Annotated in this window: 12 protein-coding genes; 5 read left to right on the top strand and 7 right to left on the bottom strand. The window is 69.2% G+C overall.

Translation table 11 applies throughout. From position 1 onward, the window contains the following. On the bottom strand, positions 1-596 hold a 596-nt coding region (locus AC08OJ_RS05300), incomplete at its 3' end, for a TetR/AcrR family transcriptional regulator (RefSeq protein WP_476593568.1). Positions 597-943: 347 nt separating this feature from the next. Further along, on the bottom strand, positions 944-1,405 hold the full coding sequence (locus tag AC08OJ_RS05305) for a GtrA family protein (RefSeq protein ID WP_476593569.1): 462 nt from the start codon (positions 1,403-1,405) through the stop codon (positions 944-946). 446 nt (positions 1,406-1,851) lie between these two features. On the opposite strand from AC08OJ_RS05305, the gene AC08OJ_RS05310 reads away from it, so the two are divergent. Then, positions 1,852-2,463 (top strand): beta-class carbonic anhydrase, encoded by a 612-nt coding sequence (locus tag AC08OJ_RS05310; protein WP_476595188.1) that lies wholly within the window; start codon positions 1,852-1,854, stop codon positions 2,461-2,463. Between the two features lie 203 nt (positions 2,464-2,666). Here AC08OJ_RS05310 and AC08OJ_RS05315 read toward each other — a convergent pair whose 3' ends face one another. The 4 genes from AC08OJ_RS05315 to AC08OJ_RS05330 all read right to left on the bottom strand — a co-directional run bounded on the left by AC08OJ_RS05315 (position 2,667) and on the right by AC08OJ_RS05330 (position 8,511). Continuing rightward, positions 2,667-4,001: a UDP-glucose dehydrogenase family protein gene (locus AC08OJ_RS05315; RefSeq protein WP_476595189.1), complete on the bottom strand. Its 1,335-nt coding sequence runs from the start codon at positions 3,999-4,001 to the stop codon at positions 2,667-2,669. Between the two features lie 223 nt (positions 4,002-4,224). Next, positions 4,225-5,130 (bottom strand): TIGR03089 family protein, encoded by a 906-nt coding sequence (locus AC08OJ_RS05320; protein WP_476593571.1) that lies wholly within the window; start codon positions 5,128-5,130, stop codon positions 4,225-4,227. Continuing rightward, complete coding sequence (locus AC08OJ_RS05325) at positions 5,127-6,869, bottom strand: LCP family protein (RefSeq protein ID WP_476595190.1); 1,743 nt, start codon at positions 6,867-6,869, stop codon at positions 5,127-5,129. The genes AC08OJ_RS05320 and AC08OJ_RS05325 overlap by 4 nt, the downstream gene beginning before the upstream one ends. A gap of 241 nt (positions 6,870-7,110) precedes the next feature. Then, the gene (locus tag AC08OJ_RS05330; protein ID WP_476595191.1) at positions 7,111-8,511 is read right to left on the bottom strand and encodes an LCP family protein; all 1,401 of its coding nucleotides are present in this window, start codon (positions 8,509-8,511) and stop codon (positions 7,111-7,113) included. 527 nt (positions 8,512-9,038) lie between these two features. Here AC08OJ_RS05330 and AC08OJ_RS05335 point away from each other — a divergent pair. Next, entirely contained in the window at positions 9,039-10,115 is a 1,077-nt protein-coding gene (locus AC08OJ_RS05335; RefSeq protein WP_476595192.1) for a glucose-1-phosphate thymidylyltransferase, read from the top strand. Between the two features lie 72 nt (positions 10,116-10,187). Here the strand turns inward: AC08OJ_RS05335 and AC08OJ_RS05340 are convergent, their stop codons facing one another. Next, positions 10,188-12,053 (bottom strand): glycosyltransferase family 39 protein, encoded by a 1,866-nt coding sequence (locus AC08OJ_RS05340; protein WP_476595193.1) that lies wholly within the window; start codon positions 12,051-12,053, stop codon positions 10,188-10,190. A gap of 150 nt (positions 12,054-12,203) precedes the next feature. Between AC08OJ_RS05340 and rfbD the strand changes: the two genes are divergently transcribed. From rfbD to AC08OJ_RS05355, 3 genes are all read left to right on the top strand, one after another. Then, the gene (rfbD, locus tag AC08OJ_RS05345) at positions 12,204-13,112 is read left to right on the top strand and encodes a dTDP-4-dehydrorhamnose reductase (protein ID WP_476594729.1); all 909 of its coding nucleotides are present in this window, start codon (positions 12,204-12,206) and stop codon (positions 13,110-13,112) included. Positions 13,113-13,401: 289 nt separating this feature from the next. After that, a complete protein-coding gene (locus AC08OJ_RS05350) occupies positions 13,402-14,232 on the top strand; it encodes an acyl-CoA-like ligand-binding transcription factor (RefSeq protein ID WP_476595194.1) in 831 nt (276 codons plus the stop codon). Positions 14,233-14,281: 49 nt separating this feature from the next. Further along, positions 14,282-15,934: an MDR family MFS transporter gene (locus AC08OJ_RS05355; RefSeq protein WP_476594227.1), complete on the top strand. Its 1,653-nt coding sequence runs from the start codon at positions 14,282-14,284 to the stop codon at positions 15,932-15,934. Positions 15,935-16,002: the final 68 nt, after the last annotated feature.

Genomic DNA, 16,002 nt, shown 5'->3' on the forward strand with positions numbered 1-16,002 from the left:
CAGGCCGCGTAACGGATCACGATGTCGTCGACGATCATCTCCAGGAACGTCTGATCGACCGGATCTCCGGTCAGCAGCACCCGTTGGAGGATGACGGCGGTTCCGAGTTCTATGAGTACCGTGCGGTCGACGTCCGGGCGGACCTCGCCACGGGCGATCCCGCGTTCGATGATGGCCTCCGAGCTTGCCTGGCGTTGCATCCAGAGGCCGCGGCGCAGGGCGTCGCGCAGACCGGGATTGCGCGGCATCTCCGAGATCAGTTCCGCGAGGATCCGTCCCCGATCGCCGCGGATCGTATCATGGAACGAGGTCAGGAACTCAAGGATGTCCAAGCGGAGGGAGCCGTTGTCGGGTACCGGCATCCGCTGCTCGGTGAAGGCGTTGACCGCGTCCATCACCAGGGCGAGCTTTGACGGCCAGCGCCGGTAGATGGTGGCCTTTCCGGCTCGCGCCCGGGTGGCCACCCGGTCCATCGTCACACCGTCGTATCCGACCTCGGCCAGAAGGTCGAGGGTGGCAGTGCGGATCGCCTGGTCCCGGCTCTCGTCGCGAGGTCGGCCGCCGGGGTGCGACGACGCGAGCGAGGACGGGGTCACGACACACCCTCCAGGTTGCTGCGGACTGGACGGCGCTCCACGCGGCGTTCCCGGTAGCCGATGTGTCTCGCTGGATGGAGGGCTGTGGGCGCGCGGCGCCAGCATGACCCGCCGAGCGTAGCCCACCGGCGAAGGTTCGGGAACCGTTCGGTATCGGAACTAGGTTGTTCCCGACTTGTCTGCCGGGGACGGCGGGAGGGCGGAACGTCCTGTTCCGCTGTCGTGCCGTGTCGGCGGGCGTGTTGGGCGTCCGGGGGGTGGCGGCGATGCGCGGCGCACCTGAAACGGCCGGTCCGGTGCCGGACGAGGCGGCGGAATGTGCGTCGGGCCGGGGGCCGCTGGTGCGGTCAGATCCGGCCCGCATGCTCCGGGATGCGCCGACGACCGTCCTGACGGGCTCCGCCGTTCGCGGTGGCCTTGGGATGGTCCGGGTGGAGGAAGACCCATTTCTTGTAGGCCCAGAACCGGAATACGGTGCCCAGCCCGGTGCCGATGATGTTACCGAACAGGTTGAACGCAAGTACGCCCTTGAGATCGAGTACATAGCGTGCGAACCCGAGGCAGCCGAGCGCGATCAGCAACCCGACCGTATTCAGGATCACGAAGAGTGTGTACTCGCGACGTAGACCGGTTCGGGCGCGATGGTTGAACGACCATTGTCGGTTCCCGATGTAGGAAAAGGTGGCAGCGACCACCGTGGAGACGGTCTTCGCGCTGAGTGGACCCATTCCGAGAAGCGTGTGGCACAGGTTGGAGACAAGAAAGTCGATGGCGTAACACGCGCCGCCGACCAGCCCGAACTTGCCCATCTCGTGGATGAGTACCTGCATCGGTGAGCGGGTCTGTCGGTGTCTCACCACGGGCGACCCCGATCGATATTTACCACTCGGAGAGAGTACCGGCTGCTCCCGCCCGCCCACCGTGCCACCCCCGTCGACGGTGGCGTGGTGGGCATCCGTGGCGAGGCCGGCTCACCGGCCATGGTGCCGGACGTAGCGGTGAACCCGTCGGCGCGTGGTGGAGTCACCGAGTAGCTGTTCCCATCTTTACGCTAGGTGATGCCACCAATCCGGTGCGGCGGGCAACGTGAGTGGCGCAACTTCGGCAAAAGCTCGGGAACGTTGGCGAAGCTGGGCCCATGGACGGCATCCTGGCAGTGAGAGGGTGGGGACCATTGATCGGAAGGACGCATCATCATGATCCGCTCGAGTCGCCGGCCGAGCCGTTGATGTCAACGTCAAGGACCGATGACCACGTGGACACCGATGACCACACTGCTGTTGGCTCCGTTGCCGACGCCCAGGCGGACACCGTGCGTCCTGTGAGCCCGGTGGAGCCGGTGGTCCCAGTGGGTAGCGCTGCCACGGCGACCGAACTCCTGCTGAGCTACGCCGTAGGTCACCCCGTCCGGCGGCGGGAGGCCGGGCTTCCTGCCCTGCCCGGCGCGCGGCCGCGCCTGGGCGTCGCGGTGGTTGCCTGTATGGACGCGCGGATCCAGGTGGAGGCTCTGCTCGGTCTCGTCGAAGGTGACGCCCACATCCTGCGCAACGCCGGTGGTGTCATCACCCCGGATGTGGTCCGCTCGCTCGCCGTGAGCCAGCACGTGCTGGGAACGACGGAGATCATTCTTTTACACCACACCGGATGTGGTCTCGAAAGGATTACCGACGACGGGTTCCGGGACCAGGTGGAGCGCGAGACGGGCGTTCGTCCCGAATGGGACGTGTATTCCTTTCCCGATGTCAAGGAGGACGTGCGCAAGTCCGTCAGGGTGCTGCGTTCGTCGCCGTTCCTGCAGTCCACCACCTCGGTGCGCGGATTCGTCTACCAGGTGGAGACCGGGGCACTGGTCGAGGTTCTGCCGTAGGGCGGTCCACGGCGGCATGGGATGGGTCGCGTCGTCGGATTGTCGTCGGGTCAAGCTTGCCTAGTCCGGTAGGTCCGGTAGGTCCGGTAGGTCCGGTAGGTCCGGTAGGTCCGGTAGGTCCGGTAGGTCCGGTAGGTCCGGTAGGTCCGGTAGGTCCGGTAGGTCCGGTAGGTCCGGTAGGTCCGGTAGGTCCGGTCGGCGGGTCACGCGAGTGGCCGTCCGAGCGCGTGGTAGATCCAGCCGGCATCCCGCCAGACCGCGGGATCCAGGACGTGCCGTCCGTCGATGACGATGGGTCTGCTGACGTGCGGTCGCAGGGCGGCCGGGTCGATCTCGCGGAACTCGCTCCATTCCGTCAGGACCAGGACGATCTCCGCTCCTGCCACGGCCCGTATCACCGAGTCGGTGTAGTGCAGGTACGGGTAGCGAACGCGGGCGTTCGGGATCGCCGCGGGGTCGTACACGGACACGTGGCCGCCGGCGCGGTGCAGCGCGGTGGCCACGTCGAGGGCGGGCGAGTCGCGGATGTCATCGGAGTTCGGTTTGAAGGCGGCACCGAGGACCGCCACCATCCGGCCCGTCGGCGAGCCCCCCAGCGCCTTGGTGGCTAGCGCCACCGTCCGCGTCCGGGCCCGCGTGTTGACGGCGTCGACCTCGGTGAGGAAGGCCAGCGCGGAGCCGACTCCCAGCTCGTCCGCGCGGGCCTGGAAGGCACGGAGGTCCTTGGGTAGGCAGCCGCCACCGAAGCCGATGCCGGCCTGGAGGAACCGGGGCCCGATCCTGGGGTCGTGAGCCAGGGCGGCGGCGAGCTCGGTCACGTTCCCCCCGGTCATGTCGCAGATTTCGGCCATCGCGTTGATGAAGGAGATTTTCGTCGCGAGGAAGGCGTTCGCGGCGACCTTCACGATCTCGGCCGTGGCGAAGTCGGTGACGATGACGGGTGTGCCTTCTTTGATCGTTCTGGCGTAGACCGCCCGCAGCCGTGCCTCGGCGATGCCACCCGGGACGACCCCGAAGACCAGGCGGTCCGGCCGCAGGGTGTCGTCGATGGCGGACCCCTCCCGGAGGAACTCGGGATTCCACGCAAGTTCCGCGCCCGGGGCGCCGGCGGCAAGTCGTCCGGCCCGCCGGGCCGCGGTGCCCGTGGGAACCGTCGACTTGCCCACCACCAGCGTCCCGGGCCGCAGCCCGGCCGCGATCAGACCATTCGTCACCGCTTCGACGTGGCGCAGGTCCGTCGCGCCGGAATCGGGCCGTTGCGGTGTTCCCACGCAGATGAAATGCACCTCGGCCCGGTCAGCCGCCTCGGCGAGCGAGCTCGAGAAGGCCAGTCGTCCCGCCTCCAGGTTCTTGCGGAGTAGCCCTTCCAGACCGGGCTCGAAGAAGGGCACCTCACCCACGGCGAGCCGCTGCGTCCTGGTCGCGTCGATATCGACACCGATGACCTCGAACCCCAGTTCCGCCATGCACACGGCGTGTGTCGCGCCCAGGTATCCGGTGCCGATGACGCTGATGTGAAGAACCGGTGACGTGCTCACGTTCGAGCGACCTCCGCTACACGTGGTAAAGACCGGCCGCCGCGCTGCCGGCCCTCCCGCCGGGGCAATCTCGTAAGCCCCGGTGAGCCGGACGCACCGGGGACCGCGTTGCCCCATTCTCGTTGGCCGTCGCGCCGTTCGGTGGTCACGCCGTCTGTGAGCCGTCCGGATGTCGGGTATAGTCATTCCCCATCCGCGGCCCGCTACGGGGGTCGTGCGGGTTTCACCCGAGGCGGGGGAGCGGCAGCGACCGGACCCCCGCGGGCAGTGGGCCGGGCGCGTGCCGCAGGACCGACCGACCGACGGCGGTGATCTTCTCCGTCTCGATGCGCCGCGGGAGCGCGGCGCTGTCGAGATGCCGGCACAGCACGATCGACGAGCCTGCGACCAGGGGAGCGAGCAGCGAGCCGACCAGGCCCTCGGTCGTGGCGAGCGACGCGGTGAACAGCACCCGGTCCGCGGGTCCCAGGTCCCACGCCCCCGCGATCGCGGTACCCGCGCGCAGCAGCGCGGCCTGCCCGGGTGGCGGTGCCGGGGCGGCGAACCGATCGCCGTGCGGGGGCACCTCCGCGGCGTAGTCGAGAACCCCGGCGACGGGCCTGCGCATCCGAGCACCCAGCGGGCGCAGTGACAGGGCCACGATCTCGTCCACCATCAGGCCGGACGCTTCGTCGAGCCGGTCCTCGGCCACGAACAGCGCGTCGAGGGGGGTCGCGACCGGCAGCTCCCCGCCGTCCTTCTCGGTGTCCCCGCCGTCCTGCCCGCCGTCTGCGTCTCGGACGAGGACCACCTCCATCCCGGCTGACCAGGTGGCGAGCAGAATGACCGAACTGAGCCAGTGCGTCGGCAGGTGGACGCCGACCCGGTCACCGATGCCGAGGCCGAGTGTGTCGACCAGCATGTTCGCGGTCTTCGCCACCCAGTTGTCGAAGGTGGTCGCCGAGAATTCCACGCGTTCGCCGGTTGCGTCGTCGTAGAAGGTGACCAGCGGGCGGGCGGGATCGGTGGCCAGCCGGTGCGCGAGGACGGACGCGATGCCGCGAACTCCCGCCGCGGGTGCGGCGTCGGCGTCCGCGGCCGGGCCAAGCAGCGTCCGTACGGCGACCAGCCGCGGCACGGAGGCGCTCATGGCGTGCACGAGGTGTCGGAGGGAACGGGACCGACCGGAGCGGTCGCGGTGCCCGTGGTGCCGCCGGTGCCTGTGACGCCTGTGACGCCTGTGGTGCCGGCCCCGCCGGTCGCCGGGGCCGGCGTCGCGGTGATGGCGACCGTGGTCGTCCGGGTGTCACCACCGGCGGCCGTCGAGGTCGTCGGGATCCTCGTGTCGACGGTCGCCGCCGCGCCCGGCAGGCCACCGCCCGGCAGGCCACCGCCCGGCAGGCCACCGCCCGGCAGGCCACCGCCCGGCAGGCCACCGCCCGGCAGGCCACCGCCCGGCAGGCCACCGCCCGGCAGGCCACCGCTGGGCAGGCCGACGTTGGGCAGGCCGACGTTGGACAGGCCGGTGAAGGTGGATCCGAGGACGAGGACGAGGCCGGCCCCGGAGCGGCCGGCGCCCGCGACGATTCGGCTGCCGGGGATCGTCGCCGCCAGGGTGCGTGCCGCGGCCTCCTGGCCCGGGGGATGGCGTACCTCGGTCAGAGTCTGGCGGGTCGATGTCGCGGCGGTCATCGGCCCAGTGAAGCCGAGTGCCCGCAGTCCGTCGACCGTGCCGGTGGCGAGTCCGGCACGTCCCGAGGCGTTGCGGACGGCGGCGATCGAGACCTGGGCGGGGTCGAGAGTTCGCTGTGCGGGAGGCTTGGTGCCCGCGGGCAGCAGCGGAGCGAGGACTTGGTCGAGGCCGGCCTGATCGACGATGAGTACGGCCCCGTGCGGGGGAATCGAACCCATGTCGTCGACCGCACCATCGGAGCGCAGCGCGATGTGCGTAGGGACTGTCACGAAGTGAATTCTTCCCGGACCCAGCTCGCTGGCCCGCTTCGCGAGCTTGAGTATCGCGGTCTGGTCGAGGCCCTGGTCGATCCGCAGCGCGCCGCCGACCGCCCCGATCAACGAAGTGATCTTGGCCGGGTTGGTGAGCACTCCGGTGCTGGTCGCTGTCGCCAGCAGCTTGGAGAGGAACTGCTGCTGGCGCAGGATGCGAAGGCGTTCGTCCCCGAGCGCGTAGCGGGTCCGGACGAAGGCCAGCGCCTGATCACCGTTGAGACGGTTCTCGCCGAGCCGTCCGCTCCATCCCGACATCGAGTCGTGCAGGTTGCGGGTGCTGCCGTTCGGTAGGGGCGTCACACACACGGTTACGCCTCCCACCGCGTCGGTCATCGCCTTGAAACCGGCGAGATTGATCGAGATGGTATGGTCGATCTTCAGGCCGGTCAGGGATTCCAGCGTGCTGACGAGACCGGGGACGTCCGCCAACTCGAGCACCTCGGTGAGCTTCGACCGGCCGTCGCGGGCGGTGGCCTTCTCCCGCGGCACCCCCGGGACGAGCATGTCCCGGGGGAAGGACAGCAACGTGGCCGAGCCGTCCTTGCCGAAGTGGGCGATGATGGTGGTGTCGGACCGGACGCCGTCTACCACACCGTACTGACCCTCGGTACCCTCCCGGCTGTCGTCGCCGAGTAGCAGGATGTTCTCCTCGCCGTCCACGCTCGCTGGGCGGGCACCCTCGATGTCCCAGTCGACGCGCGTGACGGCCTTGTCGAACTGCCGGTAGGCGGCCCACCCGATGGTGCTCAGACCGAGAACCAGCACGGACAGCAGAGCGACGGCTCCAACGGACAGCCGTCGCAGCGGGGAGTGGTGGCGACGGGGCCCACGCGGGTTCAACGCGGGCGGCAGGGCCGGCGGGCGCATGGTATTGGGGCTCACCTGAGTCGAAAGCCCTCCTCGCTCAGGCGGCCGGAGCGGGAGAACCCCCGCCGGAACGCATGCCGCGGCCGTCGTGGTCGTGATGTGGCAGCCGTGTCCGTCTAACTGGACGTTCCGGACGGCCAAGACGTTGCCATGGCAAGCGCGGATGTTCACGGCGGGGTTGATCTCATCTCCGACCGTAGTGTGGACGGCGCGGAATGTGATCGGACGGTCGGGTGAACGATCAGCCAGCCAGCAGTTAGTACGTGCACCCCGAGGTGAGATCCGCGGCCGTCGACGGTGAGGCGGGAGGCGGGTCCGCCGCGGCGGACCCGCCGGTTGCCCCGGCGGCTGTGCCGGTACCACGAGTCGATCCGGCGCCCCCGGCCGCTGGACTCGGGTTCACCCCGTCGTAGGACGTGCCCAGGACGAGGGTGATGTGGCCGGCGGGGACGGAGGCGTCCGCGCGCAACCGGCTGCCGGGCACGTCGGCCTGCACGGCATGGGCGGCGGCCTGTTCGCCCGGGCGATAGCGCACCTGTGTCGTCTCCACCACGCCGGCCTGCCACGTCTGCGGCGGGCCGACCCGGAAACCGGCCTGCCGCAGCTCCCCGGCGGCCGTGGCGGCGAGGCCCCCCACCCCGGCGCCGTTGTAGACGTCGATCAGCACCTGTGCCGGGTCGACCGTCGGGGTCGGGGTAACGGAGGATTCCCGCGTGTCACGGGCCCGCCCGCGCAGCGGAGCGAAGAACTTCTCCAGCGTCTCGGGGTCGTAGAGCTGTACGGAGCCGAACCTCGGCAGCTCCCCCACGGCGTTGCCGCCTTCGGCCGGCGTCGGGGCGTGCACGGGGATCGTCTCGAACCGGATCTGATCGGCGGACATCCCGCGCAGCCGTGTCGCGAGCGCGCGCATGTCGTTCATGCTGGTGCCGTCATCGATGGTGAGCGCCCTGGTCGCGGCCTGAAGCAGGTTCTCCAGCCTGACCGGGTTGGCGAGCACCCCGGTCGTGGTTGCCTGGGTGAAGATGGCGCCGATGAACTGCTGCTGGCGGCGGATGCGATCAAAATCGTTGTCGGGTAGGCCGTGGCGTTGGCGGACGAAGGCGAGTGCCCGCTCTCCGTTGAGATGATTTTTGCCTACCGTGCCCCGCCACTGCGACCACGGATCGTACAGATTGGACTTTCCGCCGTTTGGTAGCGGTTTGACGCAGACGGTGACGCCGCCAATGGCATCGGTCATCTCCTTGAAACCGGCCAGATCGACCGAGACATAGTGGTCGATCTTGATGTCGGTGAGATTCTCGATCGTTCTGATCAGGAGACTGGGCCCGCCGAGGGTGATCGCCGAGTTCAGCTTGCCGAGGCCGTGCCCCGGAATGCGCACGAGGATGTCCCTCGGAAAGGAGACCATCGTCGTGGTCCCGTCCACGTCGAGGTGGGCCAGCATCGTCGTGTCCGACCGTTCGCCGGTCACCGCTCCCTGGCTCTCGTACTCGCCGCCGGTGCCCGCCCTGCTGTCCGATCCGACCAGCAGGAAGTTCCGGGTGCCCTCCGCGGCCTCCGCCGGCCGGTCCCCGCCGAGCCCGAGGCGGATCCGGTTGATCTGGGCGTCAAAATACTCGTAGGCGGTCCAGCCGCCCACCGCGGCAAGGAGTACCACGGCGGCGAGTATTGCTGCGATTACCGTGAGCAGGCGAGATGCCAGAGACCGCTCCCGGCGAGTGTCGTGTTCGCCGTCGCGGTTCTGGTGGCCGTCGCGGTTCTGGTGGCCGTCGCGGTTCTGGTGGTCGTCCCGGGTCGGATACGGGCCTCGATACGCACGGGCAGTAGGATTCAGACGATTTCGTCGCCGCGGGGGCGGGCCCTGGGACCCCGCGGACAGACGCGGCGGCGCGTCGGTCACCGTGTCCCCCTCCCAGGCAGCCCGAGATGTCTCCTGGGTCTGGAACGATCAGATGCGCGGTAAAGTTTCCCGCCGGCTGGCCGCCCCGAACCCTGCGACTACCCAACGTACCCGTATCGGGCGGGGTGTACCTGTCGCCGGCCCGGTGCGCATGGAAATACCTGTTGCACAGGTGGGTGTTCGCGGTGACATGCGGGCAAAGGTGGATCGATCTGCCATGTGATAGGAATCACATTGGCGGTTACTTTCTGTCAGCTCAAAGCGGCACGATAGGGTTTCGGATCATGAAGGCCCTCGTCCTTGCCGGTGGTTCGGGAACCCGTCTGCGGCCAATCACCCACACCTCGGCCAAACAGCTTGTCCCAGTGGCGAACAAGCCGGTGCTTTTCTACGGCTTGGAGGCCATCCGTGACGCCGGTATCACCGATGTCGGGATCATCGTGGGGGAGACGGCCGACGAGATCCAGGCGGCGGTAGGTGACGGCTCGGCATTCGGGATCCAGGTCACCTACATCCGCCAGGACGCGCCGCTCGGACTGGCGCATGCCGTGCTCATCGCCCGCGACTTCCTCGTCGATGAACCGTTTGTCATGTACCTCGGCGACAACCTGATTATCGGTGGGATCTCCAGCCTGGTCGAGGAGTTCCGACGGACCACGCCGGACGCCCTGATCCTGCTGACCAGGGTCGACAACCCCTCCGCCTTCGGTGTCGCCGAGCTCGGTGCGGACCGGAAGATCATTCGACTGGTCGAGAAGCCGCTCGTTCCGCCGAGTGACCTGGCGCTCGTCGGCGTCTACATGTTCGGCACCCCCATCCACGACGCCGTGGGGGCGATCAAACCGTCGGCCCGCGGCGAGCTGGAGATCACCGAGGCGATCCAGTGGCTCGTCGACGGCGGATACGAGGTCGCCTCGCACCTGGTCGAGGGTTACTGGAAGGACACCGGCCGACTCGACGACATGCTCGAGACAAACCGCCACCTCCTCGAGTCGATCGAGCCGGCGATCCGTGGCAGCGTTGACGAGCACAGCACGATCGTCGGCCGTGTGGTGATCGAGGAGGGCGCCTCGCTGGTCCGGTCCACCGTGCGCGGGCCGGCCATCATCGGCCGGGACACCACCCTCGTCGATACCTATGTCGGCCCGTTCACCTCGATCTTTCACTCCTGCACCATCGAACGGACCGAGATCGAGTACTCGATCGTGCTGGAGCGGGCGACGATCCGTGGGATCGGGCGGATCGAGGACTCGTTGATCGGCCGGGATGCCGAGGTCGTCCCCTCCGCGGCCCTGCCCAGGGCGCATCGGCTCATGCTGGGCGACCACTCCCGCGTCTCGGTGGCTACGACGGGGACCTGAGGCCCGCTCGGAGCGGACCTCCCTTGCACATCCGCGACGGACTTCGTGGGGCGGGCGTCGGCCGGTGACCGCCTACGCCCGGACCCGATCCCGAACCCGTGACCGCGCCCCCGGCTCCGCCCGCGCGCCCCCGGCTCCGCCCGCCCGCACCGCGACGGCGAGGCAGAGAACGACGAGCACCGCCGACAGCACGAAGACCGTGATCGTGACGCCGACCGGGAATGGCGCCCAGCGGCCGGCCCCCGCGACGACCTCGGGAACGCGAGCCGGGGTGAAGGACACCTGGCGCGGCAACCAGTAGTACGAACAGATCGCCAGCAGCCCCAGACCCTGCATCAGCAGCGCGCTGACCAGCGTGACGGCGGGTGCCAGTCGCTCCCGGCCGCGCAGCGCCGCGCGTAGGCCCAGAGCGAACACCACCCCCAGACCGACCAGCCCCAGGTAGAGATACCGGCCCTGGACGGCAATGCCGCGGGTGTACTGCTGGTACTCCGCCCAGCTGCGCTGCCCGACCATCAGGTAGGCGAAAGCGACCGGGAGCAGCAGTACCGCCGGCCCGGCAGCGCTCGCCAGCCGGTCCGGCCGCGCGGCGCGGCGTGGTCCGGCGACCAGCGCGGCCGCGCACAGTCCGACGACCGCCCCGGTCGCCACGACGATGGCGACCGGGGAGAGCTGGGGCGGCTCGAACAGGCCGAGCCCGCCCCAGAAGCGGCTGATCATAGTCCGGAAGAAGTACCAGAACCAGGTAAGAAAGGAGTCCGGAAGCAGCAGTGGTTCCCGCCGCGGCGGGTTCGTCGCCCACCCGTTCGGCTGGACGGCGTCGTACAGGACGTAGTTCCTGATCCACCACCAGCCTCCCAGGGCGAGCCCGAGGCCGACCGCCAGCGTGGCCGGCGTCCATGGCAGGGAGCCAATCGCGCGACGCGACGCGAAAAGTCGGCCGGCCGGATACGCAGACCGCTCCGGTGCATGCCGGCCCGCACGCCGCAGGTGCCACCAGCCGACCAGATAGGCGGCGACGATCACGGCCGGCAGGGCCAGCGCGAACGCCTTGGACAGCAGGGCGATTCCCAACCAGATTCCGGCCCAGGCGGCTGCGCGGCGACGCATGTCGCCGCGCAGCACACCCACGAGGGTGACGGTCAGCCCGCCGGTGGCGAGCATCAGGATGCCGTCATTGTTGAAGGTGGCACCGACCCTGGTGAACCCGGGTACGGCGAGTGGCAGGGCCGCCGCGGCGAGAGCCGATGGTTGATCCAGTCCGAAGCGGCGTGCCGCCAGCCATGCCAGCAGGGGCAGCGGCGCGACCACCAGGATGTTCAACAGACGCAGGACGAAGACCTGCTGGTCATAGGCCCAGTGCTTGGAGCCCGGCAGGGCGTCGAGCAGCCTGGCGCCGACCACGTAGATCAACGGTGGATGCTGCACCATCTGGTTGGAGAGGCGGCCGTCGCCGACGGGGGTAACCCCACCGAGGGCGTCGAACGCCTGGCGCTGGCCGCGTGGCGTCGGATCGATCTCGGCGAAGGACGGGGAGCCCCGCTGTTTCCCACCGGCCTGGAACATGTCCTGGAAGCGGCTGCGGTCGAAGTCGTCAGAGGTCGCGGCTACACCCGTCGAGATGATCTTCTTGCCTGGTGCGGGCCAGCCGACTCCGTGCTGCAGGCCGTAGACCATGTCCACGTGCTGAGCCTCGTCGTATCCCGTCCAGGTCGGATACACGAACGCGTAGCTGAGCAGCAGGCCGAGGTGAACCGCCGTGATGAGGAGCAGTAACACCGGCACGCGCCGCGGACCGGGCATCGACACCGCCTCGGCGGCCTCGCCTCGCGCCTCGGTCGCCGGTTGGATCCCCGCCGGCCGGGTCCCCGCCGCGGAATCAGGCGCGGGACCGGCGGTGTAGCTACGGTCGATGATCGGCGGTTCTGGGGCGTCCATGGTTGACGCCAGCGTAGACGACCGATGTGAGAGGTTCGGACGAGCTCGGCGTGGGGTAACCGTCGCCTGTCTGTTGCCCTCTTCTCGACACGGGCTGATCCTGGGTGGATCCTGAACCGGGCGGGTCAGGGTGTCTGCGACACTAGGAAGGTGCGTTTTCTCGTGACCGGTGCCGCCGGTCAGTTCGGGGCCGACCTTTGCCGGCTGCTCGAGGCTCGAGCCGCGGAACCGGACTCCGGGGTGTACGGCTGGGCCGGTCTGACCCGGGCGGAGTTCGACATCACCGATTCGGCCCGGGTGCGCGCCGTCCTGCGCGACCAGGCGCGTCCCGCGAAGACCCAGGGTGGGCTGGTCGTCTTCAACACGGCGGCTTGGACAAACGTCGACGCGGCGGAGTCGGACGAGGCTGGCGCCTACGCGGTCAACGCCACGGGGCCGGCGCACCTCGCCGCAGCCTGCGCCGAGGTCGGCGCGACCCTGATCCACATCTCGACTGACTACGTCTTCGACGGGCGGGCCGCCAAGCCCTACGAGGTCGACGATCCTACCGGTCCCGTCTCGGCATACGGCCGGACGAAACTGGCCGGGGAGGAGGCTGTCCGAGGCCTGCTGCCCGATGCCTCGTACGTGGTGCGCACCGCATGGGTCTATGGCCGGACCGGCAGTAACTTCGTGAAGACGATCTCGCGACTGGCCCGTGAGCGGGACACGCTGTCCGTTGTGGACGATCAGGTGGGCTCGCCGACCTGGTCGGCCGATCTCGCGTCGGGGCTGATCGAGCTCGCTTCCTCGGCGGCACCGACCGGCGTCTACCACTGCACGAACGCCGGCGAGACCACGTGGTTCGGCTTTGCCCGCGAGATCGTCGCCGCGCTGGGCCAGGACCCGGCCAAGGTGACGCCGACGACGACGGAGGCATTTCCCCGTCCGGCCCGGCGCCCGGCCTACGCGGTGCTCTCCGGGCGGTCGTGGGTGGACGCGGGACTCACTCCTCCGCGGGCCTGGGACGCCGCGCTGTCCGCGGCCTTCGTCGCGGCGGGCGACGCGCTGCGCGGCTGATCGTTCTGCCGGGTACCGATCTTTCTGCCGATCGTTGCGCGACCGGCCACCGTCGGCCCACCGCGCCCCCGGCCGCGGGCGGGGGCGTGTCTGACTCTCGCCTGGTTCTCGCCTGCTGTCCGGTCCCCCGCCCGGCCCCGTCTTCCCGATCCGCCCGGCCCTTCGGCGACGGTTCCCGGTGGGCGCCGATCGTGTTGACTGTCACAGTAAAATTTTGCAGGATGAGAATAAGTGCGTATACTGCAAAGTTGTAGGGGGGTCCGGGGGGCGGATCGAGATCGGGGGAGCGGTGGCGGAGGAGCCGGCGACTGTCCCGGGCCGGGCTGGCGAGCCCGGGAAGTCGTCTGGGCCGGGGCTGCGGGAGCGCAAGAAGCGGCAGACCCGCCGGGCCCTGCGGGCCGCAGCCATCCGGCTCGTTGCGGAGCGTGGTCTGGAGAACGTCTCGGTCGACGAGATCGCCGCCGCGGCCGAGGTCTCCACCCGGACGTTCTTCAACTACTTCCCGACGAAGGACGACGCGATCGCCGGCATCGATCCCGAGGACATCACCGAGATCGGCACGGAGCTGGCGGAGCGTCCTCCCGAGGAGGAGCCGCTGGCGGCGTTGCGGGCGGTCATGCTGGACCGGGCCGCCCTCGTCGCGCCCGATCAGGCCGAGCTGTGGCGCGTCCGGCTTGCGATCATCCGTGCCCATCCGCATCTGACCATGGCCAACGCGGCCAGCTGGAGTTCCTACGAACGCGCTCTCGCCGAGGCGATCGGCCGGCGTTGCGGGCTCGATCCCGATCGTGACCCCTACCCTGTCGTGCTGGTCGCGACGACGTTGGCCGTCGTGCGGACCCTGACCGTGCGGTGGCAGGAGTCCCCGGATGACGCCTCGTTGCCCGACACTCTCGGCCGCGCCTTCGACATCCTGGCCCGCGGCCTGGCTCCGCCTGGTCCCTCCGGCACCTCAGACGAGTCCGGACACGAGTCCGGACACGAGTCCGGCGAGTCCGGCGGGTCGGACGGATCCGACGTGGTGGGCACCTCGAACGCGCCGATCACGTCGTCCCACCGGGAACGCCGGGCCCACCCGGAACGCCGGGAACAAGAACAACGAGGACAGCGACCCGAATGAGATCGACCGAGCACGTCGACGTCAGCGACGACCATGAAGGGAGCCGGTCATGACGCAGGCTCGATCGGCCGAGGACGCCGAGTCCGGCGGAACCGGCGCCGGCACGTCTCCGGCGCCCCGCGGCGGCGCTGCCGTGATCCCCCCGCAGGTCTCCGACCAGCGCCGGCTCTGGCTGATCATGGGAGCGCTGCTCCTCGGAATCCTGTTGGCCTCGCTGGATCAGACGATCGTGTCGACGGCACTGCCGACGATCGTCGGGGATCTCGGCGGCGCCACCCATCTCTCCTGGGTGGTGACTGCCTACCTGCTGGCCTCCACGGTGTCCACACCGGTCTGGGGCAAGCTCGGTGATCTGTACGGCCGCAAGATCCTGTTCCAGGTGGCGATCGTCATTTTCCTGGTGGGCTCGGTGATCGCCGGTGTCAGTACGTCGATGGGGCAGCTGATCGCCTTCCGTGCTGTCCAAGGGCTCGGTGGCGGCGGGTTGATCATCGGTGCAATAACGATCATCAGTGATCTCGTTCCGCCGCGCGATCGAGGCCGTTACCAGGGGCTGTTCGGCGCGACGTTCGGCGTGTCGTCGGTGGTCGGTCCGCTACTCGGCGGCCTGTTCGTCGACCATCTCTCCTGGCGCTGGGTCTTCTACGTGAACCTGCCGGTGGGCGCGGTCGCCCTGGTGGTGACGGCGTTGACGCTCCCGGCGACGAGGAACCGCATCAGGCACGTCATCGACTACCTCGGCACCGTGCTCCTGGCCATGGCGACGACCAGCCTCGTGTTGCTGACCAGCCTGGTTGGCACCACCTACGCCTGGGGATCACCGGAGATCATCGGGATGGGCGTCGCGGGAGTTGTGCTCCTCGTCGGGTTCGTGTTCGTCGAACGAGTGGCGGTCGAACCCGTGCTGCCGCTGATCCTGTTCCGGGTCCGGGTGTTCTCGGTGGCCGGCGCGGTCGGCTTCGTCGTCGGCTTCGCGATGTTCGGCGCGATCGTCTTCCTACCGCTGTTCCTCCAGGTGGTGAAGGGAGTCGACCCGACGGACTCCGGCCTGCAGATGCTGCCGGTGATGGGTGGGCTGCTACTCAGCTCGATCATCTCCGGCCGGCTCATCAGCCGGTGGGGCCGTTACAAGATCTTTCCGGTCGTCGGTACCGCGATGATGTCGATCGGCCTGTTCCTGCTGTCGTTCATCAGTCCCGACATCTCTACGCTGCAGCTCACGTTGTCCATGTTCCTTCTCGGGGTCGGGATCGGCGCGGTCCTGCAGGTCCTGGTCATGGCCGTGCAGAACGCTGTCGACTACCGGCAGATGGGCGTGGCCACCTCGGGTGCGACCTTCTTCCGGTTCATCGGCGGGTTGTTCGGTACCGCCGTGTTCGGCGCGATCTTCGCGAACCAGCTCAGAGGTAACCTCGCCGAGCGGTTCGCGGGCATCCCGTTGCCACCCGGTCTGTCCGCCTCCGGTTCCAACATCACCCCCCAGGTGCTCCACAGGCTGCCCCCGACGATCCGGGACGGATTCGTCCAGGCGTTCTCGGACGCGATGCAGACCGTCTTCCTGGTGGCGGTGCCGATCGGTCTGTGCGCCTTCGCGCTGGCCTGGTTGCTGCCCGAGATCCGCCTGGGAAACACCGTCGGTGGCGCGCGGCCCGCGGCGCCGGGCTCGGCGGAGTCCGACGAGACCGCGGAGGTCCTCAAGTAGCCGCGATTCCGACCGCGCGTCGGCGCCTGCGCGGGACGCCCCGTCGGCACGCGGTCTTTCTGCTGCTG

The sequence above is a fragment of the Frankia sp. CgKIO3 genome, from assembly GCF_977946435.1.